17 protein-coding genes are annotated in these 17492 nt (G+C 61.4%); 5 read left to right on the top strand and 12 right to left on the bottom strand.

Annotated features, from left to right (window positions below; translation table 11 throughout):
- Window positions 1-2: 2 nt before the first annotated feature.
- The 3 genes from AC07NR_RS09045 to ribBA all read right to left on the bottom strand — a co-directional run bounded on the left by AC07NR_RS09045 (window position 3) and on the right by ribBA (window position 3248).
- Complete coding sequence (locus AC07NR_RS09045) at window positions 3-950, bottom strand: ABC transporter permease (RefSeq protein WP_176504839.1); 948 nt, start codon at window positions 948-950, stop codon at window positions 3-5.
- Complete coding sequence (locus AC07NR_RS09040; protein WP_248740713.1) at window positions 947-1972, bottom strand: ABC transporter substrate-binding protein; 1026 nt, start codon at window positions 1970-1972, stop codon at window positions 947-949. The genes AC07NR_RS09045 and AC07NR_RS09040 overlap by 4 nt, the downstream gene beginning before the upstream one ends.
- A 166-nt stretch (window positions 1973-2138) precedes the next feature.
- A complete protein-coding gene (ribBA, locus tag AC07NR_RS09035; protein WP_085711338.1) occupies window positions 2139-3248 on the bottom strand; it encodes a bifunctional 3,4-dihydroxy-2-butanone-4-phosphate synthase/GTP cyclohydrolase II in 1110 nt (369 codons plus the stop codon).
- A 65-nt stretch (window positions 3249-3313) separates the two neighbouring features.
- Between ribBA and AC07NR_RS09030 the strand changes: the two genes are divergently transcribed.
- Together AC07NR_RS09030 and AC07NR_RS09025 are read left to right on the top strand one after the other, a co-directional pair.
- Window positions 3314-3607, top strand: a complete 294-nt coding sequence (locus tag AC07NR_RS09030) for a DUF1330 domain-containing protein (protein ID WP_495078385.1) — start codon at window positions 3314-3316, stop codon at window positions 3605-3607.
- Window positions 3608-3745: 138 nt separating this feature from the next.
- Window positions 3746-4228, top strand: coding sequence for a hypothetical protein (locus AC07NR_RS09025; RefSeq protein ID WP_495078384.1), 483 nt, complete (start codon window positions 3746-3748; stop codon window positions 4226-4228).
- 57 nt (window positions 4229-4285) lie between these two features.
- Here the strand turns inward: AC07NR_RS09025 and AC07NR_RS09020 are convergent, their stop codons facing one another.
- From AC07NR_RS09020 to AC07NR_RS08990, 7 genes are read right to left on the bottom strand one after another with little or no spacing between them, the layout of a single operon-like run.
- Window positions 4286-4849 carry an NUDIX hydrolase gene (locus tag AC07NR_RS09020; RefSeq protein WP_114883603.1) on the bottom strand — a complete coding sequence of 188 codons (564 nt, stop codon included), beginning with the start codon at window positions 4847-4849 and terminating at the stop codon, window positions 4286-4288.
- A gap of 1 nt (window position 4850) precedes the next feature.
- Entirely contained in the window at window positions 4851-5603 is a 753-nt protein-coding gene (locus AC07NR_RS09015; RefSeq protein WP_134826442.1) for a GntR family transcriptional regulator, read from the bottom strand.
- 58 nt (window positions 5604-5661) lie between these two features.
- On the bottom strand, window positions 5662-6051 hold the full coding sequence (locus tag AC07NR_RS09010; RefSeq protein WP_007957404.1) for a carboxymuconolactone decarboxylase family protein: 390 nt from the start codon (window positions 6049-6051) through the stop codon (window positions 5662-5664).
- An 11-nt stretch (window positions 6052-6062) separates the two neighbouring features.
- Window positions 6063-6548 (bottom strand): flavin reductase family protein, encoded by a 486-nt coding sequence (locus AC07NR_RS09005; RefSeq protein WP_127798405.1) that lies wholly within the window; start codon window positions 6546-6548, stop codon window positions 6063-6065.
- A gap of 12 nt (window positions 6549-6560) precedes the next feature.
- Complete coding sequence (locus tag AC07NR_RS09000; protein WP_495078383.1) at window positions 6561-8042, bottom strand: aldehyde dehydrogenase; 1482 nt, start codon at window positions 8040-8042, stop codon at window positions 6561-6563.
- Window positions 8039-8872 carry an alpha/beta fold hydrolase gene (locus AC07NR_RS08995; protein WP_408984860.1) on the bottom strand — a complete coding sequence of 278 codons (834 nt, stop codon included), beginning with the start codon at window positions 8870-8872 and terminating at the stop codon, window positions 8039-8041. Before AC07NR_RS08995 ends, AC07NR_RS09000 begins: the two co-directional genes overlap by 4 nt.
- Before the next feature lie 31 nt (window positions 8873-8903).
- Window positions 8904-9494 (bottom strand): amino acid synthesis family protein, encoded by a 591-nt coding sequence (locus AC07NR_RS08990; protein WP_007957412.1) that lies wholly within the window; start codon window positions 9492-9494, stop codon window positions 8904-8906.
- A 325-nt stretch (window positions 9495-9819) separates the two neighbouring features.
- Between AC07NR_RS08990 and AC07NR_RS08985 the strand changes: the two genes are divergently transcribed.
- Window positions 9820-10848, top strand: a complete 1029-nt coding sequence (locus AC07NR_RS08985; RefSeq protein WP_495078382.1) for a WD40/YVTN/BNR-like repeat-containing protein — start codon at window positions 9820-9822, stop codon at window positions 10846-10848.
- A 28-nt stretch (window positions 10849-10876) separates the two neighbouring features.
- Window positions 10877-13261, top strand: a complete 2385-nt coding sequence (locus AC07NR_RS08980) for an efflux RND transporter permease subunit (protein WP_495078381.1) — start codon at window positions 10877-10879, stop codon at window positions 13259-13261.
- 56 nt (window positions 13262-13317) lie between these two features.
- Here AC07NR_RS08980 and AC07NR_RS08975 read toward each other — a convergent pair whose 3' ends face one another.
- Both AC07NR_RS08975 and AC07NR_RS08970 read right to left on the bottom strand, forming a co-directional pair.
- Entirely contained in the window at window positions 13318-14037 is a 720-nt protein-coding gene (locus tag AC07NR_RS08975) for a FadR/GntR family transcriptional regulator (protein WP_085711331.1), read from the bottom strand.
- 187 nt (window positions 14038-14224) lie between these two features.
- Window positions 14225-15961 carry an IlvD/Edd family dehydratase gene (locus tag AC07NR_RS08970; RefSeq protein WP_495078380.1) on the bottom strand — a complete coding sequence of 579 codons (1737 nt, stop codon included), beginning with the start codon at window positions 15959-15961 and terminating at the stop codon, window positions 14225-14227.
- A 193-nt stretch (window positions 15962-16154) separates the two neighbouring features.
- Here AC07NR_RS08970 and AC07NR_RS08965 point away from each other — a divergent pair, with 193 nt between their 5' ends.
- Window positions 16155-17477 (top strand): MFS transporter, encoded by a 1323-nt coding sequence (locus AC07NR_RS08965; RefSeq protein ID WP_495078379.1) that lies wholly within the window; start codon window positions 16155-16157, stop codon window positions 17475-17477.
- Window positions 17478-17492: the final 15 nt, after the last annotated feature.

Below are 17492 nucleotides of genomic sequence, written 5' to 3'. Positions count from 1 at the left end.
GCTTACCTCGCGTTACTGGCGCCAACCGGGGATTCCGGCTGAAGCTTCAGGTAGAAGTAGAACAGCACCAGGGTGATGACGATCAGCAACGCGGCGCCAGCGCTGGCCAGGCCCCAGTTGAGGAACGACTGCACCTGCTGAATGATGAACTCCGGCAGCATCATGTTCTGCGCCCCGCCCAGCAGCGCCGGGGTGACGTAGTAACCGAGCGACATCACGAACACCATCAACCCGCCGGATGCCAGACCCGGCCGGCACAGCGGCAGGAACACCCGGAAGAAGTTGGTCCACGGGCTGGCGCCGCAGATCGAACCGGCCTGCAGGATCATCGGGTCGATGGCCTGCATGGTCGCCTGCAACGGCAGCACGATGAACGGGATCATGATGTAGCTCATGCCGATCACCACCCCGGTCAGGTTGTGCACCATTTCCAGCGGCTGATCGATGATGCCCATGGCCATCAAGGCTTTATTGATGACGCCCGAAGCCTGCAGCAGCACCAGCCACGAATAGGTGCGGGCGAGGAGGCTGGTCCACATCGACAGCAGCACGATGTTGAGGATCCAGCGACCCCAGCCCCGTGGCACCAAGGTGATTGCCCAGGCCAGCGGGAAGCCCAGCAGCAGGCTGAACACCGTCACCAGTCCGGCCACCGAAAAAGTGTTGAACAGCACCCGGGCGTACGCCGAGTTGGCGAACAGTTGCTCATAGTTGCCAAGGCCTGGCACCGGTTCCAGCACGCCGCGCAACAGCAGGCCAATTAACGGCGCGAGAAAGAACAGGCCGAGGAACAGCAGCGCCGGCGCGAGGTTGCCGGCGCCGCGCCAGCGTTGCTTGAGGGACGGGGCTGGCGCCATGGCACTGGCCTTTTTTCCGGCGGCCGACCCGGCAGCGCTGGCGGCGCTCCCGGTGGCAGTGGAGGGACGGGACGCGGTGGCCGCCATTTTCATTTGACCAGCCATTCGTTCCACCGTGTCGCGATGGCCTGGCCGTTCTTGGCCCAGTACGCGAAATCAAGAGTGATCTGGTCCTTAGCGTAGGCAGTCGGCAGGTTCGGGGCCAGCGTCGAGTCCAGACGCTGCACACTGTCGACGTTGACCGGGGCGTAGGCGGTCAGGTTGGAGAAGTCGGCCTGGCCCTTCGCGCTGCTGGCGCTGGCCAGGAACTTCATCGCCGCGTCCTTGTTTTTCGAACCCTTCGGCACGACCAGGATGTCAGCCATTACGAGGTTCTGTTTCCAGCTCACGCCCACCGGTGCGCCGTCTTCCTGCAGGGCATGGATCCGGCCGTTCCAGAACTGGCCCATGCTCGCTTCACCGGAAGCCAGCAGTTGCTGCGACTGCGCGCCGCCGCCCCACCAGACGATGTCTTTCTTGATGGTGTCGAGTTTCTTGAAGGCGCGATCCAGGTCCAGCGGGTAGAGCTTGTCGGCCGGCACGCCGTCGGCGAGCAGGGCCAGTTCGAGCACGCCGGGGCTCGGCCATTTGTACAGGGCGCGTTTGCCGGGGTAGGTCTTGGTGTCGAACAGCGCGCTCCAGTCCTGCGGCTTGCTGGCGCCGAGCTTGCCCTCGTTGTAGCCGAGGACGAAGGAGAAGAAGAACGAACCGACGCCGTAGTCGCTGACGAAGCGCGGGTCGATCTTGTCGCGCTGGATCTGTTTGAAATCGAGGGGTTCGAGCAGACCTTCGGCGGCGGCGCGCAGGGCGAAGTCGGCTTCGACGTCGACCACGTCCCATTGCACGTTGCCGCTTTCGACCATGGCCTTGAGTTTGCCGTAGTCGGTCGGGCCGTCCTGCACGACGGTGATGCCGCTGGCCTTGCTGAACGGATCAGCCCAGGCCTGTTTCTGCGCATCCTGGGTGCTACCGCCCCAGCTGACAAAGTTCACACTCTCGGCGGCCATCGCGGCCTGACCGGTCACGCTCAGCAGTCCCGCAAGAAAGATCGCGGTTGCAGCTTTGTTCAACACCATTTTTACGCCCTCATTGTTGTGTTTTTGAGCGGGCTTGCGTTGTTGCCCGCCTGTCGGGAGCAGTAGCTGGACGGTTTTTCAGGTCGTCCGGTCTATGGAATATCATATTATGGTATTCCAAACATTGTGCAAGCACTTTGCCTTACCGGCTATCTGGCAAACGGGGTTATTCGGTGAACGGAATGCTCTCGACCACCTCAAGATCGTAGCCGGTCAACCCGGCATATTTCAGCGGCGGGCCCAGGTGGCGCAGCTTGCCGACGCCCAGGTTCTGCAGAATCTGCGCCCCGGTGCCGACCTCCGAATAGATCCGCGATTGCGATCGGCTGAACTGCCGTGGCGGCTGAGTCAGTTGCGGCACCCGCTCCAGCAACGCCTGCGACGATTCATGATTGGCCAGCACCACGACCACGCCATGGCCCTCGGCCGCGACCCGTTGCAGCGCTGCCCACAGCGTCCAGTTCGTCGGCCCGCTGTACTCGGCGCCGACCAGATCGCGAAGCGGATCGATCACATGCACGCGCACCAGCGTCGGTTCCTCACGGCGTAATTCACCCATGACCATCGCCATGTGCACGCCACCCTCGATGCGGTCTTCGAAGGTGATCAAACGGAAGGTGCCATGCACCGTCGGCAACTCCCGCTCGCCGATGCGCTCGATGGTGTGTTCGGTGCTCAGGCGATAGTGGATCAGGTCGGCGATGGTGCCGATCTTGATCCCGTGCTTGCGCGCAAAGACTTCCAGATCCGGGCGGCGGGCCATGGTGCCGTCGTCGTTCATTACCTCGACGATCACCGAGGCGGGCGTGAACCCGGCCAGCCGCGCCAGATCACAACCGGCCTCGGTGTGACCGGCACGGGTCAGCACGCCACCTTCCTTGGCGCGCAGCGGGAAGATATGGCCCGGCTGCACCAGGTCTTCAGCGCGAGCATTTGGCGCCACCGCAGCGGCCACCGTACAAGCGCGGTCAGCGGCGGAAATCCCGGTAGTCACGCCGACCGCCGCTTCGATGGAAACCGTGAACGCGGTACTGAACACGCTGCCATTGCTCGGCACCATTTGCTCCAGCCCCAGGCGCTGGCAGTGATCGTCAGTCAACGTCAGGCAGATCAGCCCCCGAGCCTCGCGGGCCATGAAACTGATCGCCTCGGGCGTGCAACGATCGGCGGCCAGCAGCAGGTCGCCTTCGTTTTCCCGATCCTCGTCATCGACCAGCAACACCATTTTGCCGAGGCGATAATCTTCGATGATTTCTTCGATGCTGTTGAAGGCCATGCTGGACTCTCGATGTGGATGGAATTCGTGGTATACCATAATACAAATTCAACCAAGAGGTCACTATGAAGGCGTACTGGATTGCTCACGTGGACATCACCGATCCCGATCACTACAGCCAATACACCCAGCGCGCGCCGAAGGCGTTCGCCGAGTTCGGCGCGAAGTTCCTGGCCAGAGGCGGGCGCAGCGAAGCGATGGAAGGCCGGACGACGCCCCAGCGCAGCGTGGTGATCGAGTTCGACAGCTACGAGCAGGCAGTGGCGTGCTATCGCTCGGTGGCGTATCAGGAGGCGAGAAGCTACCGCGAGGAGTGGGCGAGGGCGGAGATCATTATTGTGGAGGGGATGGCGCCGTAACGTCTTGCCTGCAAACCCGCAGGAACTACAGAATCGAACGCGGCCGCGATCTTTTGATATTTTTCTGGATCAGGAGATCGTCCGCCGGACGGAATTTAATGCCTGAGGTTCTGCACGGTGGACTCTAAGGGAATATTGATGCGCATGACAAAAGGAATGTTTGCAGGTGGGCGAGTAGGCCTCTGGCTGGTGGTTGCACTATATTTAAATGCAGTCTTTCTGGCTTTTCTGATTTTCGGGAACAGTGCGAAGGGACGCGATCTGGAGATGGTTAAAACCAAAGAACCCCTGCTGATCGAAGGGCAAGGTGGCGATGACAATTACTATGTCCTGCCGATGGGGACAACGCTATATCACGATAAAAGCTTTCCTGAAGGGCACGATCGTTATGTGGTGTATCTGAATCACAAAGGTGCCATTGCCCACGAAGAAGTCCCAATGAAGCCTGAATATGGCGGTTCTTTTATCGATCCTCTTTGGCTGGCCAATATTGATGCCGATACCTTGAAAGACATCTTCAAGCGTTTCCCACTCTCCAAGAAAGACATCTCCGCTGCTCTCAAAGCCAATGAAATCACCAAAGATGATCTGGCGGATATCATTCGTGCGATGCCGGATTGAGTGAACAACTGTCGAGGCCCCAGGCCCGGCTCTGCATCTCTGGCAAGTGACGTTTAATCAACGCATGAAATGAATCTTGCCGCTGTCGTCATTGCCCATGTACATGCCATACACCCCGGCCTGGCGTTCCTCAATGTAGCGTTCGAGGATCTGCCGGATTGCCGGGTAGTAGATCTGCTCCCACGGGATGTCTTCGGGGGCGAAGAATTTGCAGTCCCGGGTTTCCGGGCCGTACTGGCCGGTGATCTCCAGTGCGAGGGCGCGGAAGATGATGTAGACCTCGCTGATCTTCGGCACGCTGAAGATCGAATAGGGCGAGACGATTTCCGCGCGCACGCCGCTTTCTTCCCAGACTTCGCGCAGGGCGGCCTGTTCGGTGGTTTCGCCACTTTCCATGAAACCGGCGGGCAGGGTCCAGGTGCCCGGGCGCGGGGGGATCGCCCGTTGGCACAGGAGGTATTTGCCGTCCTGCTCGATGATGCAGCCGGCGATGATCTTCGGGTTCACATAGTGGATGTAGCCGCAGCCGCGGCACATCAGGCGCTCGTGCGTATCGCCCGGCGGCACCTGCTGACCGAGGTCGGCGCCACCGCATTTCGGGCAAAAGCTCGGGCTGAACATGTCAGTGACCTATACGCGGTTCTTTCAGTGCGATGGGCAGGGTGATCGCCGGTGTGGCGCCGGTCTCTTCCTGTTTACGCTTGAGGTACTCGAGGGCCACGGCAGCCGCAGCGCGGACGTGATCGACGCAGGCCTGATGCGCTGCGAGTGCGTCGCCGCTCTTGATCGCCTCGACCATTTTTTCCATTTCCTGGTTGCTCGCGCCGCGACGGTTTTCCTGGGACACCGAGGTCGCCCGCAGGTAGCTGATGCGCGCCTGCAACTGACGCAACTGAGTGGCCGCGACATGGTTGCCCGAGCCTTCCAGCAACACGTCGTAGAACCCCTGCACCGAGTCGATCACCTGTTGCAGTTCGCCGTCCTTGAGCGCCTTGCGGTTCTCGTCGAGGGCTTTTTCCAGGGCCTTGATGTCCTTGGCCTTGGCGCGCAGGGTGAACAGCTGGACGATCAGGCCTTCGAGCACGCAGCGCAGCTCATAGATGTCGACCGCATCGGCGAGGGTGATGATCGCCACGCGCGGGCCCTTGGCGTCGGCAAACTCCACCAGGCCTTCGGATTCCAGGTGACGCAAGGCTTCACGCACCGACGTACGGCTCACGCCCAGGCGATCACACAGATCGCGCTCCACCAGGCGATCGCCCGGCAGCAGCTGGAAGTTCATGATGGCGCTTCGCAGTTTATCCAGCACGATTTCGCGCAGGGTGACGGGGTTGCGATTGACCTTGAAGCTGTCGTCGAGTGGCAGGCGTTTCATGGGGTCCGCTCTTTAAGTTGGCTGTCCATGCCAGACGGGCATTCAAACAGCCGAGGGGTTAACTGGAGGCCTCGGCGTCGGCTTCGGCGAAGGCTTCACGGGCGAGCCGGAAACTGTCCACGGCTGCCGGGACGCCGCAATAAATACCGACCTGAAGCAGAATTTCGCGTATTTGCTCACGACTCAGGCCGTTACGCAAGGCGCCGCGCACATGCAGTTTCAGTTCGTGCGGGCGGTTGAGCGCGGAGATCATCGCCAGGTTGATCATGCTGCGCTCCTTGAGCGACAGGCCTTCGCGTCCCCAGACGTGGCCCCAGCAGTATTCGGTGACCATTTCCTGCAGCGGGCGGGTGAAGTCGTCGGCGTTCTCGATGGAGCGCTGCACATAGGCTTCGCCCAGCACCTGGGTGCGGATCTTCAGGCCTTGCTCATACTTTTCGTTGCTCATGTGTCCTCCGCTCAGCCCAGTGTCGGCAACGCACCGAGCTTGCCCTTGTGATAAATCATCGGCGTCACCGGTTGCGCCGGCAGGATCAGGTTCTTCACTGCACCGACGATGATCGCGTGGTCGCCACCGTCGTATTCACGCCACAGTTCGCACTCGATGATCGCCGTGGCCTTGGCGAGGATCGGATTACCGAGCTCGCTCAAATGCCACTCGATGCCGTTGGCCTTGTCCTTGCCTTTACCGGCGAAGGCATAGGCCTCGGCGGTCTGGTCGGCGGACAGCAAATGGATCGCGAAACGCTTGCTGTCGCGCAGCACCGGGTAGGTGTCGGAAGCGTAGTTGGGGCAGAACAGCACCAGCGCCGGATCAATCGACAGCGCACTGAAGGCGCTGGCGGTGATACCGACGATGCCGCCGTCCGGGTCGAGGGTGGTGACCACCGTGACCCCGGACGGAAACGAGCTCATGACGTCTTTGTAAATGCCGGGTTCGATCATGTCGCTGGACTCCTAGCGCATCACAAACGGATCAGGCATCGGCGCCTGAGAGAGGTTGATCCACACCGTTTTCAGTTCGGTGTAGGCCAGCACCGAATCGATGCCGCTTTCGCGTCCATAGCCACTGTTTTTGAAGCCGCCGATCGGTGCCATCGCCGACACCGCGCGGTAGGTGTTGACCCAGATGATCCCCGAACGCACGTCCCGAGCCAGGCGATGGGCGCGGCCCAGATCGCGGGTCCAGATGCCGGCAGCGAGGCCGAACTGTGAGTCGTTGGCGATCGCCAGCGCTTCGGCTTCATCCTTGAAGCGGATGACCGAGGCCACCGGGCCGAAGACTTCTTCCTGCATGATCTTCATCGAATTGCGGTCGCATTCGAACAGCGTCGGTTCGTAGAACCAGCCATCGCCCACACCGCTCGGACGTTTGCCACCCAGACGCAGACGCGCACCTTCAGCGATGGCGTCGGCCACCAGACCCTCAACCACCGCCAGTTGCTGCGCGGTGGCCATCGGGCCCATTTCGCTGCTGTCGTCCTGCGGGTTGCCGATGCGGATGCGCTGGGCGCGTTCCACCAGTCGGCTGACGAACTCGTCGTAGATTTCGTCCTGCACCAGCAGTCGCGAACCGGATACGCAGCTCTGGCCGGACGCCGCGTAGATCCCGGCGATGGCGCCGTTGATCGCGCTATCGAGATCAGCGTCGGCGAAGATGATGTTCGGCGACTTGCCGCCCAGTTCCAGCGACAGCTTGGCGAAGTTCTCGGCGCTGCTGCGCACCACATGCCGGGCCGTAGCCGCGCCGCCGGTGAAGGCAATCTTGCGGATCAATGGATGACGGGTGAGGGCGGCGCCAGTGCTCGGCCCGTAACCGGTGACGACATTGACCACACCAGGAGGAATCCCGGCTTCGAGGGCCAGGCGCGCCAGCTCCAGAATGGTCGCCGAGGCGTGTTCGGACGGTTTGATCACGATGGTGTTACCGGCGGCCAGTGCCGGCGCCAGTTTGATCGCGGTCAGGTAAAGCGGACTGTTCCACGGAATGATCGCGGCGACCACACCCATGGCTTCGTGCACGGTGTAGGCAAACAGGTCGGGCTTGTCCAGCGGCAGGGTGCCGCCTTCGAGCTTGTCGGCGAGGCCGGCGGTGTAATGGAAAAACTCCGGCAGATAACCGACCTGACCCCGGGTTTCGCGGATCAGTTTGCCGTTGTCGCGGCTTTCCAGCTGCGCCAGTTGTTCCTTGTTTTCGGCGATCAGGTCACCGAGGCGACGCAGCAATTTGCCGCGCGCGGTGGCGGTCAGGCCGCGCCATGCCGGGCTGTCGAAGGCGGTCTGCGCGGCTTGCACGGCGCGTTTGACATCGGCCTCATCGGCGTCGGGCAGTTCAGCCCAAGGCTCGGCCAGCGCCGGGTTGAGGCTTTCGAAAGTCTTGCCGGAGAGGGCGTCGACCCATTCTCCGCCGATGCACATCTGGAAGCGTGCGAGAGTCATGCAACGATCCCCTTTATATGGTTTTGTCGGGCGTGTGCGGTTTCGAGAAATTCCAGCAGCGTCTGGTTCACCAGCCGAGGCGACTCTACCGGCATCATATGCCGTTGCTCGGGCAACACGGCAACCTTCGCGCCAGGAATGCGCGCGGCCAGTTGCTCGGCCATTTCCGGGGTCGATCCGGGGTCCAGCTCGCCGGTGGCGATCAGCGTCGGCGCCTGGATGCTGCCCAGGTCGTCGGCGCGGTACATGTCTTGTGTGGCGAACAATTCGTAGGTGGTCAGGTAACCCTGCGGATCATTGCCGGCCAGGGTCTGGCGAATCGCGGCGATTTGCGCCGGGTTGGCCGCCTGATACTCACGGCTGAACCAGCGCGACAGTGCCGCTTCGGCATTCGCATCCGGCCCGTGTTCGGCAGCTTGGGCGGTGCGGGCGATGACGCCGGCGCGCTGCTCTTCGCTGCGGTTGAACACGCTGTTGAGCACCACCAGGCTTTTCAGGCGTTCCGGGTAATGCAGGGCAAAGGCCCGCGCCACCAGACCGCCCATGGAAAAACCGATCACCGATGCCAGCGGCAATTGCAGGTGGTCGAGCAGCTCCAGCAACTGATCGGCATAACCGAGCAGGGCGGTGCCGCTGGCCGGACGCGGGCTGGCGCCATGGCCGAGCATGTCGTAGGCGATCACCCGGTATTGCGTGGCCAGGCCAACGATCTGGCCGCCCCACATTTCTTTGTTCAGGCCCACGCCGTGGATCAACACCACGGGGTGGCCCTGGCCGGTCGCCAGATAACTGGTGCCGGCCGGGGTGAGTTCAGCGGTATGCCGAATCATGGAGCGCTCCTGCAATGCCTTTTTATTGTGATTACTGGGCTTTTTCGGCGGCCAGTTCTTCCAGATCGATGTAGCGGTTGCCGATGCGCGGATGCAGGCGACCACCGTCGGCGCAACCGAGCACCACGACGATTTCGTCGGCGCGCGGGGCGTCTTCGATCTGCATTTCCAGGGTGATGTAGTGCGAGCGCAGACCTTCGTCGTCCTTGTGCATCATCGGGATCTGAATCGAAGTACCCGGACCGCCGCGCTTGTTGGTGAAGCTCAGGTAGCTCTTGGCCTTGACCGCTTCGCGGTAGTGATTGCCGAAGCGCAGGGTGTGGATCACCGCCGAGGCGTGTTCGATCTCGCCATCGGCACCGACCACCGCAGCCTTGCCGTAAGCCTCGATCTTCTCGGCGCCGCCGATGATGCCCACCAGACGCTCGACCATCATCGCGCCGAGGTCGGAGCAATTGGCGCGGATCTGTGGCTTGAGGTCTTCGACAAAGCCATTGCCGACCCACGGGTTCTTCATCACGACGGCCAGGCCCACCATGGTCACCGGGGTGTCGGAAGCCTTGCCGCCTTCAATGAAGGTCTCTTCGACATAGCTGACGATCTTGCGAATTTCGAAACTCATGAGCTGCTCCGTAGGGGATTAAGAGTGTCTGTGCGTCTGATGGTATACCATAATACCGATCGTGCAAGTCCCCTACGCAAGATTCCCGTCCATCAGTCGGACGAATGCCCGCGCATTCAGCCGCCGCTGTAATCCCTTTCGGTTAACAAAAGATAACGTTGCGCCGATTGTCAGACGTTTCGAATGCCCGATAGGATGAGCCAGCTTCCGAAGTGGCTCTGGATTGCGGGTTTCAGGACTATGCTTCTGACCAGCCGTCGCCGGAGCACACTTGCGGCGCCCTTGAAGGCCGAATGGCCTAACAATAATAAATAGGGGAAGGTCTATGAGTCGTTGCCGCCCGCCGGCGTTACGCAACACCGCGTTGCTGGCCACAGCACTCTCTCTGCTGGGCTTTGCCACCTTGTCGGCGCCTGTCCTGGCTGCCGAAGCGCCTGCCGACGTGGTCTACGCCATCGAATCGGCCAAGGCCCCGAAAAGCCTGATGCTCGATGTCGTTCACGCCGGTTCACGGCTGGTGGCGGTCGGGGATCGCGGGCACATTCTCTACTCCGACGACCAGGGCAAGACCTGGACCCAGGCCAAGGTGCCGAGCCGGCAGTTGCTGACGGCGGTGTATTTCGTCGATGACAAGCACGGCTGGGCCGTCGGCCATGACGCGCAGATCCTCGCCAGCGAAGACGGCGGTCAGACCTGGACCAAACAGTTCGAAGACCTCAAGCGCGAATCGCCGTTGCTCGATCTCTGGTTCAAGGACCTCAACAACGGCCTGGCCGTGGGTGCCTACGGTGCCTTGCTGGAAACCACCGACGGTGGCAAGAACTGGCAGGACGTCAGTGACCGCCTCGACAACCAGGACCAGTTCCACCTCAACGCCATCGCCGCCGTCAAGGACGCCGGGCTGTTCATCGTGGGCGAGCAGGGCGCGATGTTCCGCTCCGCCGACTGGGGCCAGACCTGGGAAAAAATCGAAGGCCCGTATCAGGGCTCGCTGTTCGGTGTGATCGGCACCGCCCAGCCTTCCACGCTGCTGGCCTACGGGCTGCGCGGCAACCTCTACCGCTCCACCGATTTCGGCAGCACCTGGCAGCAGGTCGAACTCAAGGCTGCACGCGGTGCGCTGGAGTTCGGCCTCTCCGGAGCGACGCGGCTCGACGACGGCTCGATCATCATCGTCGGCAACGGCGGCACGGTGATCAGCAGCAGCGACAACGGTGAAACCTTCAGCGTGTTCAACCGCCCGGATCGCATCTCGCTGTCGTCGGTCACCGCCGCCGGCAACGGCAACCTGATCCTGAGCGGGCAGGGTGGCGTCCACACCACCACGCCAAACGGCACCGAGCTGGGCAAATGAGCCGAATCAATAATAAGAAGGCGGGGCTATGACTTCCTTGAGCACTCATCATCAGGACAAGGCGACGTTCCTCGAACGCCTGATCTTCAACAACCGCCCGGCAGTGATTGTGATCTGCCTGCTGGTCAGTATTTTCCTGTTCTGGCAGGCGACGCTGATCCGCCCGTCCACCAGCTTCGAAAAAATGATCCCGCTCAAGCATCCGTTCATCGAGAAGATGATGGAGCACCGCAACGATCTGACGAACCTGGGCAACACCGTGCGCATTTCGGTGGAGGCCAAGGACGGTGACATCTTCTCCAAGGAGTACATGGAGACCCTGCGCCAGATCAACGACGAGGTGTTCTACATCTCCGGCGTCGATCGTTCCGGCCTCAAGTCGCTGTGGAGCCCGAGCGTACGCTGGACGGAAGTGACCGAGGAAGGTTTCGCCGGCGGTGAAGTGATCCCGCAGAGCTACGACGGCTCCCAGGACAGCCTCGACATGCTGCGCAACAACGTGCTCAAGTCGGGTCAGGTCGGGCGTCTGGTGGCCAACGACTTCAAGTCGAGCATCGTCGACATCCCGCTGCTGGAGTCCTACCCGGACCCGCAGGACCAGGGCAAGTTGCTGGCGCTGGACTACCGCCAGTTCTCTCATGAACTGGAAGACAAGATCCGCAACAAGTTCGAAGCGCAGAACCCCAACGTCAAGATCCACATCGTCGGTTTCGCCAAGAAGGTCGGTGACCTGATCGACGGCCTGGTGATGGTGGTGATGTTCTTCGGCATCGCCTTCGTCATCACCCTGATCCTGCTGCTGTGGTTCACCAATTGCCTGCGCAGTACCGTGGCGGTATTGAGCACCACGCTGGTGGCGGTGGTCTGGCAACTGGGGTTGATGCACTTTTTCGGTTTCGGTCTCGATCCGTATTCGATGCTGGTGCCGTTCCTGATCTTTGCCATCGGGATTTCCCACGGCGTGCAGAAGATCAACGGTATCGCCCTGCAATCGAGCGAGGCGGATAACGCGCTGACTGCGGCGCGGCGCACGTTCCGGCAATTGTTCCTGCCGGGGATGATCGCGATTCTCGCGGATGCGGTGGGCTTCATCACGCTGCTGATCATCGACATCGGCGTGATCCGTGAACTGGCCATCGGCGCGTCCATCGGCGTGGCGGTGATCGTGTTCACCAACCTGATCCTGCTGCCGGTGGCGATTTCCTATGTCGGCATCAGCAAGCGCGCCATCGCCAAGAGCAAGAAGGACGCGAACCGCGAACACCCGTTCTGGCGCCTGCTGTCGAATTTCGCCAGCCCGAAAGTCGCACCGGTGTCCATCGCGCTGGCCCTGATCGCCTTCGGTGGCGGCCTCTGGTACAGCCAGAACCTGAAGATCGGCGACCTTGATCAGGGCGCGCCGGAACTGCGTCCGGACTCGCGCTACAACAAGGACAACAACTTCATCATCAACAACTACTCCACCAGCTCCGACGTACTGGTGGTGATGGTCAAGACCAAGTCCGAAGGCTGCTCGCGCTACGAGGCCATGGCGCCGATCGACGAGCTGATGTGGAAGATGCAGAACACCGAGGGCGTGCAGTCGGCGATCTCGCTGGTGACCGTGTCCAAGCAGATGATCAAGGGCATGAACGAGGGCAACCTGAAATGGGAAACCCTGTCGCGCAACCCGGACGTGCTGAACAACTCCATCGCCCGTGCCGACGGCCTGTACAACAACAGTTGCTCGCTGGCACCGGTGCTGGTGTTCCTCAACGATCACAAGGCGGAAACCCTGGACCGTGCGGTGAAATCCGTGCAGGAATTCGCCAAGGACAACAACAAGGACGGTCTTGAGTTCATCCTCGCGGCCGGTAACGCCGGGATCGAAGCGGCCACCAACGAAGTCATCAAACAGGCCGAGCTGACCATCCTGATTCTGGTGTACATCTGCGTGGCGGTGATGTGCATGATCACCTTCCGTTCCTGGGCGGCGACCTTGTGCATCGTGCTGCCGCTGGTACTGACCTCGGTACTGGGCAACGCGCTGATGGCGTTCATGGGCATCGGCGTCAAGGTCGCAACCTTGCCGGTGGTGGCGCTGGGCGTGGGCATCGGCGTGGACTACGGCATCTACATCTACAGCCGTCTGGAAAGTTTCCTGCGTGCCGGCCTGCCGTTGCAGGAAGCCTATTACCAGACCCTGAAATCCACCGGTAAAGCGGTGCTGTTCACCGGTCTGTGCCTGGCCATCGGCGTGTGCACCTGGATCTTCTCGGCGATCAAGTTCCAGGCCGACATGGGCCTGATGCTGACCTTCATGCTGCTGTGGAACATGTTCGGTGCGCTGTGGCTGCTGCCGGCACTGGCCAAGTTCCTGATCAAGCCTGAGAAACTGGCGGGGCAGAAGGGCAATTCGTTGTTTGCCCACTGATCGGCGAGCCTGAAACGAAAAAGCCGCAACCCAAGGGTTGCGGCTTTTTTATGGCTTCAGGACAGTTCGGTGCCGAGCACAACACTCAACGCACTCCGCGCATCATCCAACTGCACCAACGTCGCATGCCGAGCCCCCAACGCATCCCGGTTCTCGATCGCGGTCAATATTGCCTTGTGCCGTGGCAACGCCAGTTCATGCAGATTCGGCCGCTGGTTGGAATGCTTCAACGCCTCGGCAATCGCCACCGACAACATGTTGCACAGGTTCGCCAGCAAATCATTGTGGGTTGCGTCGGCGATGCGGCTGTGGAAGTCCAGATCCGGTTGCAGCAAGGCTTCCGGGGTCGGCGCGGCTTCCATGCGTTGGTAGGCTTCGCCGATGGCGGCGATGTCGGCATCCGTGGCGTGCTGGGCGGCGAGGGCGGCGGCGGCCGGTTCGATGATGCTGCGCACGCTGGTCAGCACGTTGAAGAACTCGTTCTGCGGGCTGCTTTGCATCAGCCAGTGCAGCACGTCCGGGTCGAGCATGTGCCATTCACGGCGCGGTTTTACCACGGTGCCAACCCGGGGCTTCGAGTACACCAGCCCCTTGGCCACCAACACCCGCGTGGCTTCGCGCAACACCGGCCGACTGACCGCGTATTCCTCGCAGAGCAAGGCTTCGGCGGGCAGTTTGTCGTCAGGCAGAAAACGGCCGGAGACGATCTGCATGCCCAGTTCCTGGACGATGCGCGAGTGCATGCTTTTACGGTCGGAAGGTTTGCGGTAATCCATGGGGAACGGCACGATCCTGAGCGATGGAGATGCCGCGCATCATAGCAGGCACCACACAATCTTGAGGCAGATACACAAAGCAAATGTGGGAGCGAGCTTGCTCGCGATAGCGGAGTGTCAGCCAACCTGGATGTTGGATGATAAATCGTAATCGCGAGCAAGCTCGCTCCCACAGGGAACGGCGGTGTTAATGGGAGTGGCGCGGCACTTCAGCCCCTCGGCAACCGACGAGGAAGTCAAAATCACACCCCTGATCCGCCTGCAGCACATGGTCGATATACAACTGACGATAACCCCCCACTAACAACTGCTGCGGCGGTTGCAGATCCGCCATGCGCGCCGCCAGTTCGGCGTCCGGAATGTCCAGGTGCAGACGCCCGCTGGCGCAGTCCAGCTCGATCCAGTCGCCTTCCTTCACCACCGCCAAAGGCCCGCCGGCCGCCGCTTCCGGGGCGACGTGCAAGACCACGGTGCCGTACGCCGTGCCGCTCATGCGTGCATCGGAGATGCGCACCATGTCAGTCACGCCCTGGGCCAGCAGCTTGGCCGGCAAGCCCATGTTGCCGACTTCGGCCATGCCCGGATAACCCTTCGGCCCGCAGTTTTTCATCACCAGAATCGAGTTCGCATCGACGTCCAGTTCCGGATCGTTGATGCGCGCCTTGTACATGTCGAAGTTCTCGAACACCACGGCGCGGCCACGGTGTTGCATCAGTTCCGGCGTGGCGGCGGACGGTTTGAGCACTGCGCCCAGCGGCGCCAGGTTACCGCGCAACACGCAGATCCCGCCGTCGGCGCGAATCGGATTGTCGAGGGTTCGGATCACTTGGTCTTCGCCGTAGATCGGTGCCTCCTTGGTGTTCTCCCCTATGGATTTGCCATTGACGGTCAGTGCGTCCGGATTCGGAATCAGATTGGCCTCGCCAAGACGGCGCAGTACAGCCGGCAAGCCGCCCGCGTAATAGAACTCTTCCATCAGGAAGCGCCCGGACGGTTGCAGGTCGACAATGGTCGGCATGCCGCGACCGATACGCGTCCAGTCGTCCAGATCCAGCTCGACACCGATGCGCCCGGCGATGGCTTTGAGGTGGATCACCGCGTTGGTCGAACCGCCAATCGCTGCGTTGACCCGGATCGCGTTTTCGAAGGCCTCCTTGGTGAGGATCTTCGACAGCTTCAAGTCTTCACGCACCATCTCCACCGCACGCATGCCGGACATATGCGCCAGCACGTAACGCCGCGCATCCACCGCCGGAATCGCCGCGTTGTGCGGCAGGGAAGTGCCCAGTGCTTCGGCCATGCAGGCCATGGTCGAGGCGGTACCCATGGTGTTGCAGGTACCAGCCGAGCGGGACATGCCGCCCTCGGCGGCCAGGAAGTCGTCGATGGTGATGGTGCCGGCCTTGACCTGTTCGCTGAGCTGCCAGACCACGGTGCCAGAGCCGATGTCCTTGCCCTTGTGCTTGCCATTGAGCATCGGCCCGCCGGTGACAACGATAGCCGGTACGTCGCAACTGGCCGCACCCATTAACAACGCCGGCGTGGTCTTGTCGCAACCGGTCAGCAACACCACGCCGTCAATCGGGTTGCCGCGAATCGCTTCCTCGACGTCCATGCTCGCCAGGTTGCGGGTGAGCATGGCGGTCGGGCGCAGGTTTGATTCGCCGTTGGAGAACACCGGGAATTCCACCGGAAAGCCGCCGGCCTCGATCACACCGCGTTTGACGTGCTCCGCGATTTGGCGGAAGTGCGCGTTGCACGGTGTCAGCTCCGACCAGGTGTTGCAGATGCCGATGATCGGCTTGCCATGGAACTGATGGTCGGCGATGCCCTGATTCTTCATCCAGCTGCGGTACATGAAGCCGTTCTTGTCGGCCGTGCCAAACCATTGGGCGGAGCGCAGGGTGGGTTGCTTATCAGACATGATCGATTCTCTTATTGTAAGACTATTGTTTGCGAGATTCAGCTAAACATAAGCGCAAAATCGACGGTTTGGAAGTGTTGTTGGGTAATTAGTATTACTATATAGTCGTTTTCGACGGAGGGATGGCCCTGGCGGTTTTCCGTGAGAGGCGTCCCCCGAGGTTCCATAAAAACAACAATCGGAGACCGATCCCATGAGCCAGGAACTGCGGCTTGTCCGGCGCATAACGCTGAAACTGATTCCCTTCCTGATCCTGCTGTACCTGATCGCCTATGTGGATCGCTCCGCCGTCGGCTTCGCCAAGCTGCACATGGGCGCCGACATCGGCATCGGCGACGCCGCCTACGGCCTCGGTGCCGGACTGTTTTTCATTGGCTACTTTCTGCTGGAAATCCCCAGCAACCTGATGCTCGAACGCTTCGGTGCACGGCGCTGGTTCGCGCGGATCATGATCACCTGGGGCGCGATCACCATCGGCATGGCCTTCGTCCAGGGCCCGCACAGTTTCTACGTGATGCGCTTTTTGCTCGGCGCGGCGGAGGCGGGGTTCTTTCCCGGCGTTCTGTACTACATCACCCAATGGTTCCCGGTGCGCCATCGCGGCAAGATCCTCGGGCTGTTCATCCTTTCCCAACCCATCGCGATGATGATCACCGGCCCCGTATCCGGCGGCCTGCTGGGCATGGACGGCATCCTCGGTCTGCATGGCTGGCAGTGGCTGTTCATCGTCATCGGCACCCCGGCGATCCTGCTGACCTGGCCGGTATTGCGCTGGCTGCCGGACGGTCCGCAGCAAGTGACATGGATGGACCAGGCCGAGAAAGACTGGCTGACCGGTGAGCTGAAAAAGGATCTGCAGGAGTACGGCCAGACCCGCCACGGCAATCCATTGCATGCGCTCAAGGACAAACGTGTGTTGTTGCTGGCGCTGTTCTACCTGCCGGTGACCCTGAGCATCTATGGACTTGGTCTGTGGCTGCCGACCCTGATCAAACAGTTCGGCGGCAGCGATCTGGTGACCGGTTTCGTGTCATCGGTGCCGTACATTTTCGGCATCGTCGGGCTGCTGATCGTGCCGCGCAGTTCCGACCGCATGAATGATCGCTACGGGCATCTGGCGGTGCTTTATGTGCTGGGCGCCCTCGGCCTGTTCCTCAGCGCCTGGCTGTCGTTGCCGGTGGCGCAACTGGCGGCGTTGTGTCTGGTGGCGTTCGCGCTGTTTTCCTGCACGGCGGTGTTCTGGACGCTGCCGGGGCGATTCTTTGCCGGCGCCAGTGCGGCGGCGGGCATTGCCTTGATCAACTCGGTGGGCAACCTCGGCGGTTACATCGGACCGTTCGTGATCGGCGCGTTGAAGGAATACACCGGCAACCTCGCTTCGGGCCTGTACTTCCTGTCCGGGGTGATGGTGTTCGGGCTGATTCTGACGGGCGTCGTTTATCGCTTGCTGGAGCGCAAGCATGTGCTGCCGGTCGAGCAATTTGCGGCGAGTGCACGCGGTGCGACGCGCACCTGATTTGTTTCAACAGGA

It is taken from the genome of Pseudomonas sp. GW821-FHT09C09, from assembly GCF_059418105.1.
The sequence above is the reverse complement of the archived record's forward strand: the minus strand, read 5'-3'. Positions and strand labels throughout refer to the sequence as shown.

What these genes read in the sequence shown, in the direction of transcription:
- AC07NR_RS09045 (WP_176504839.1), bottom strand. Translation starts at nt 950, where the DNA reads ATGAAAATGGCGGCCACCGCGTCCCGTCCCTCCACTGCCACCGGGAGC.
- AC07NR_RS09040 (WP_248740713.1), bottom strand. Translation starts at nt 1,972, where the DNA reads ATGGTGTTGAACAAAGCTGCAACCGCGATCTTTCTTGCGGGACTGCTG.
- ribBA (WP_085711338.1), bottom strand. Translation starts at nt 3,248, where the DNA reads ATGGCCTTCAACAGCATCGAAGAAATCATCGAAGATTATCGCCTCGGC.
- AC07NR_RS09030 (WP_495078385.1), top strand. Translation starts at nt 3,314, where the DNA reads ATGAAGGCGTACTGGATTGCTCACGTGGACATCACCGATCCCGATCAC.
- AC07NR_RS09025 (WP_495078384.1), top strand. Translation starts at nt 3,746, where the DNA reads ATGCGCATGACAAAAGGAATGTTTGCAGGTGGGCGAGTAGGCCTCTGG.
- AC07NR_RS09020 (WP_114883603.1), bottom strand. Translation starts at nt 4,849, where the DNA reads ATGTTCAGCCCGAGCTTTTGCCCGAAATGCGGTGGCGCCGACCTCGGT.
- AC07NR_RS09015 (WP_134826442.1), bottom strand. Translation starts at nt 5,603, where the DNA reads ATGAAACGCCTGCCACTCGACGACAGCTTCAAGGTCAATCGCAACCCC.
- AC07NR_RS09010 (WP_007957404.1), bottom strand. Translation starts at nt 6,051, where the DNA reads ATGAGCAACGAAAAGTATGAGCAAGGCCTGAAGATCCGCACCCAGGTG.
- AC07NR_RS09005 (WP_127798405.1), bottom strand. Translation starts at nt 6,548, where the DNA reads ATGATCGAACCCGGCATTTACAAAGACGTCATGAGCTCGTTTCCGTCC.
- AC07NR_RS09000 (WP_495078383.1), bottom strand. Translation starts at nt 8,042, where the DNA reads ATGACTCTCGCACGCTTCCAGATGTGCATCGGCGGAGAATGGGTCGAC.
- AC07NR_RS08995 (WP_408984860.1), bottom strand. Translation starts at nt 8,872, where the DNA reads ATGATTCGGCATACCGCTGAACTCACCCCGGCCGGCACCAGTTATCTG.
- AC07NR_RS08990 (WP_007957412.1), bottom strand. Translation starts at nt 9,494, where the DNA reads ATGAGTTTCGAAATTCGCAAGATCGTCAGCTATGTCGAAGAGACCTTC.
- AC07NR_RS08985 (WP_495078382.1), top strand. Translation starts at nt 9,820, where the DNA reads ATGAGTCGTTGCCGCCCGCCGGCGTTACGCAACACCGCGTTGCTGGCC.
- AC07NR_RS08980 (WP_495078381.1), top strand. Translation starts at nt 10,877, where the DNA reads ATGACTTCCTTGAGCACTCATCATCAGGACAAGGCGACGTTCCTCGAA.
- AC07NR_RS08975 (WP_085711331.1), bottom strand. Translation starts at nt 14,037, where the DNA reads ATGGATTACCGCAAACCTTCCGACCGTAAAAGCATGCACTCGCGCATC.
- AC07NR_RS08970 (WP_495078380.1), bottom strand. Translation starts at nt 15,961, where the DNA reads ATGTCTGATAAGCAACCCACCCTGCGCTCCGCCCAATGGTTTGGCACG.
- AC07NR_RS08965 (WP_495078379.1), top strand. Translation starts at nt 16,155, where the DNA reads ATGAGCCAGGAACTGCGGCTTGTCCGGCGCATAACGCTGAAACTGATT.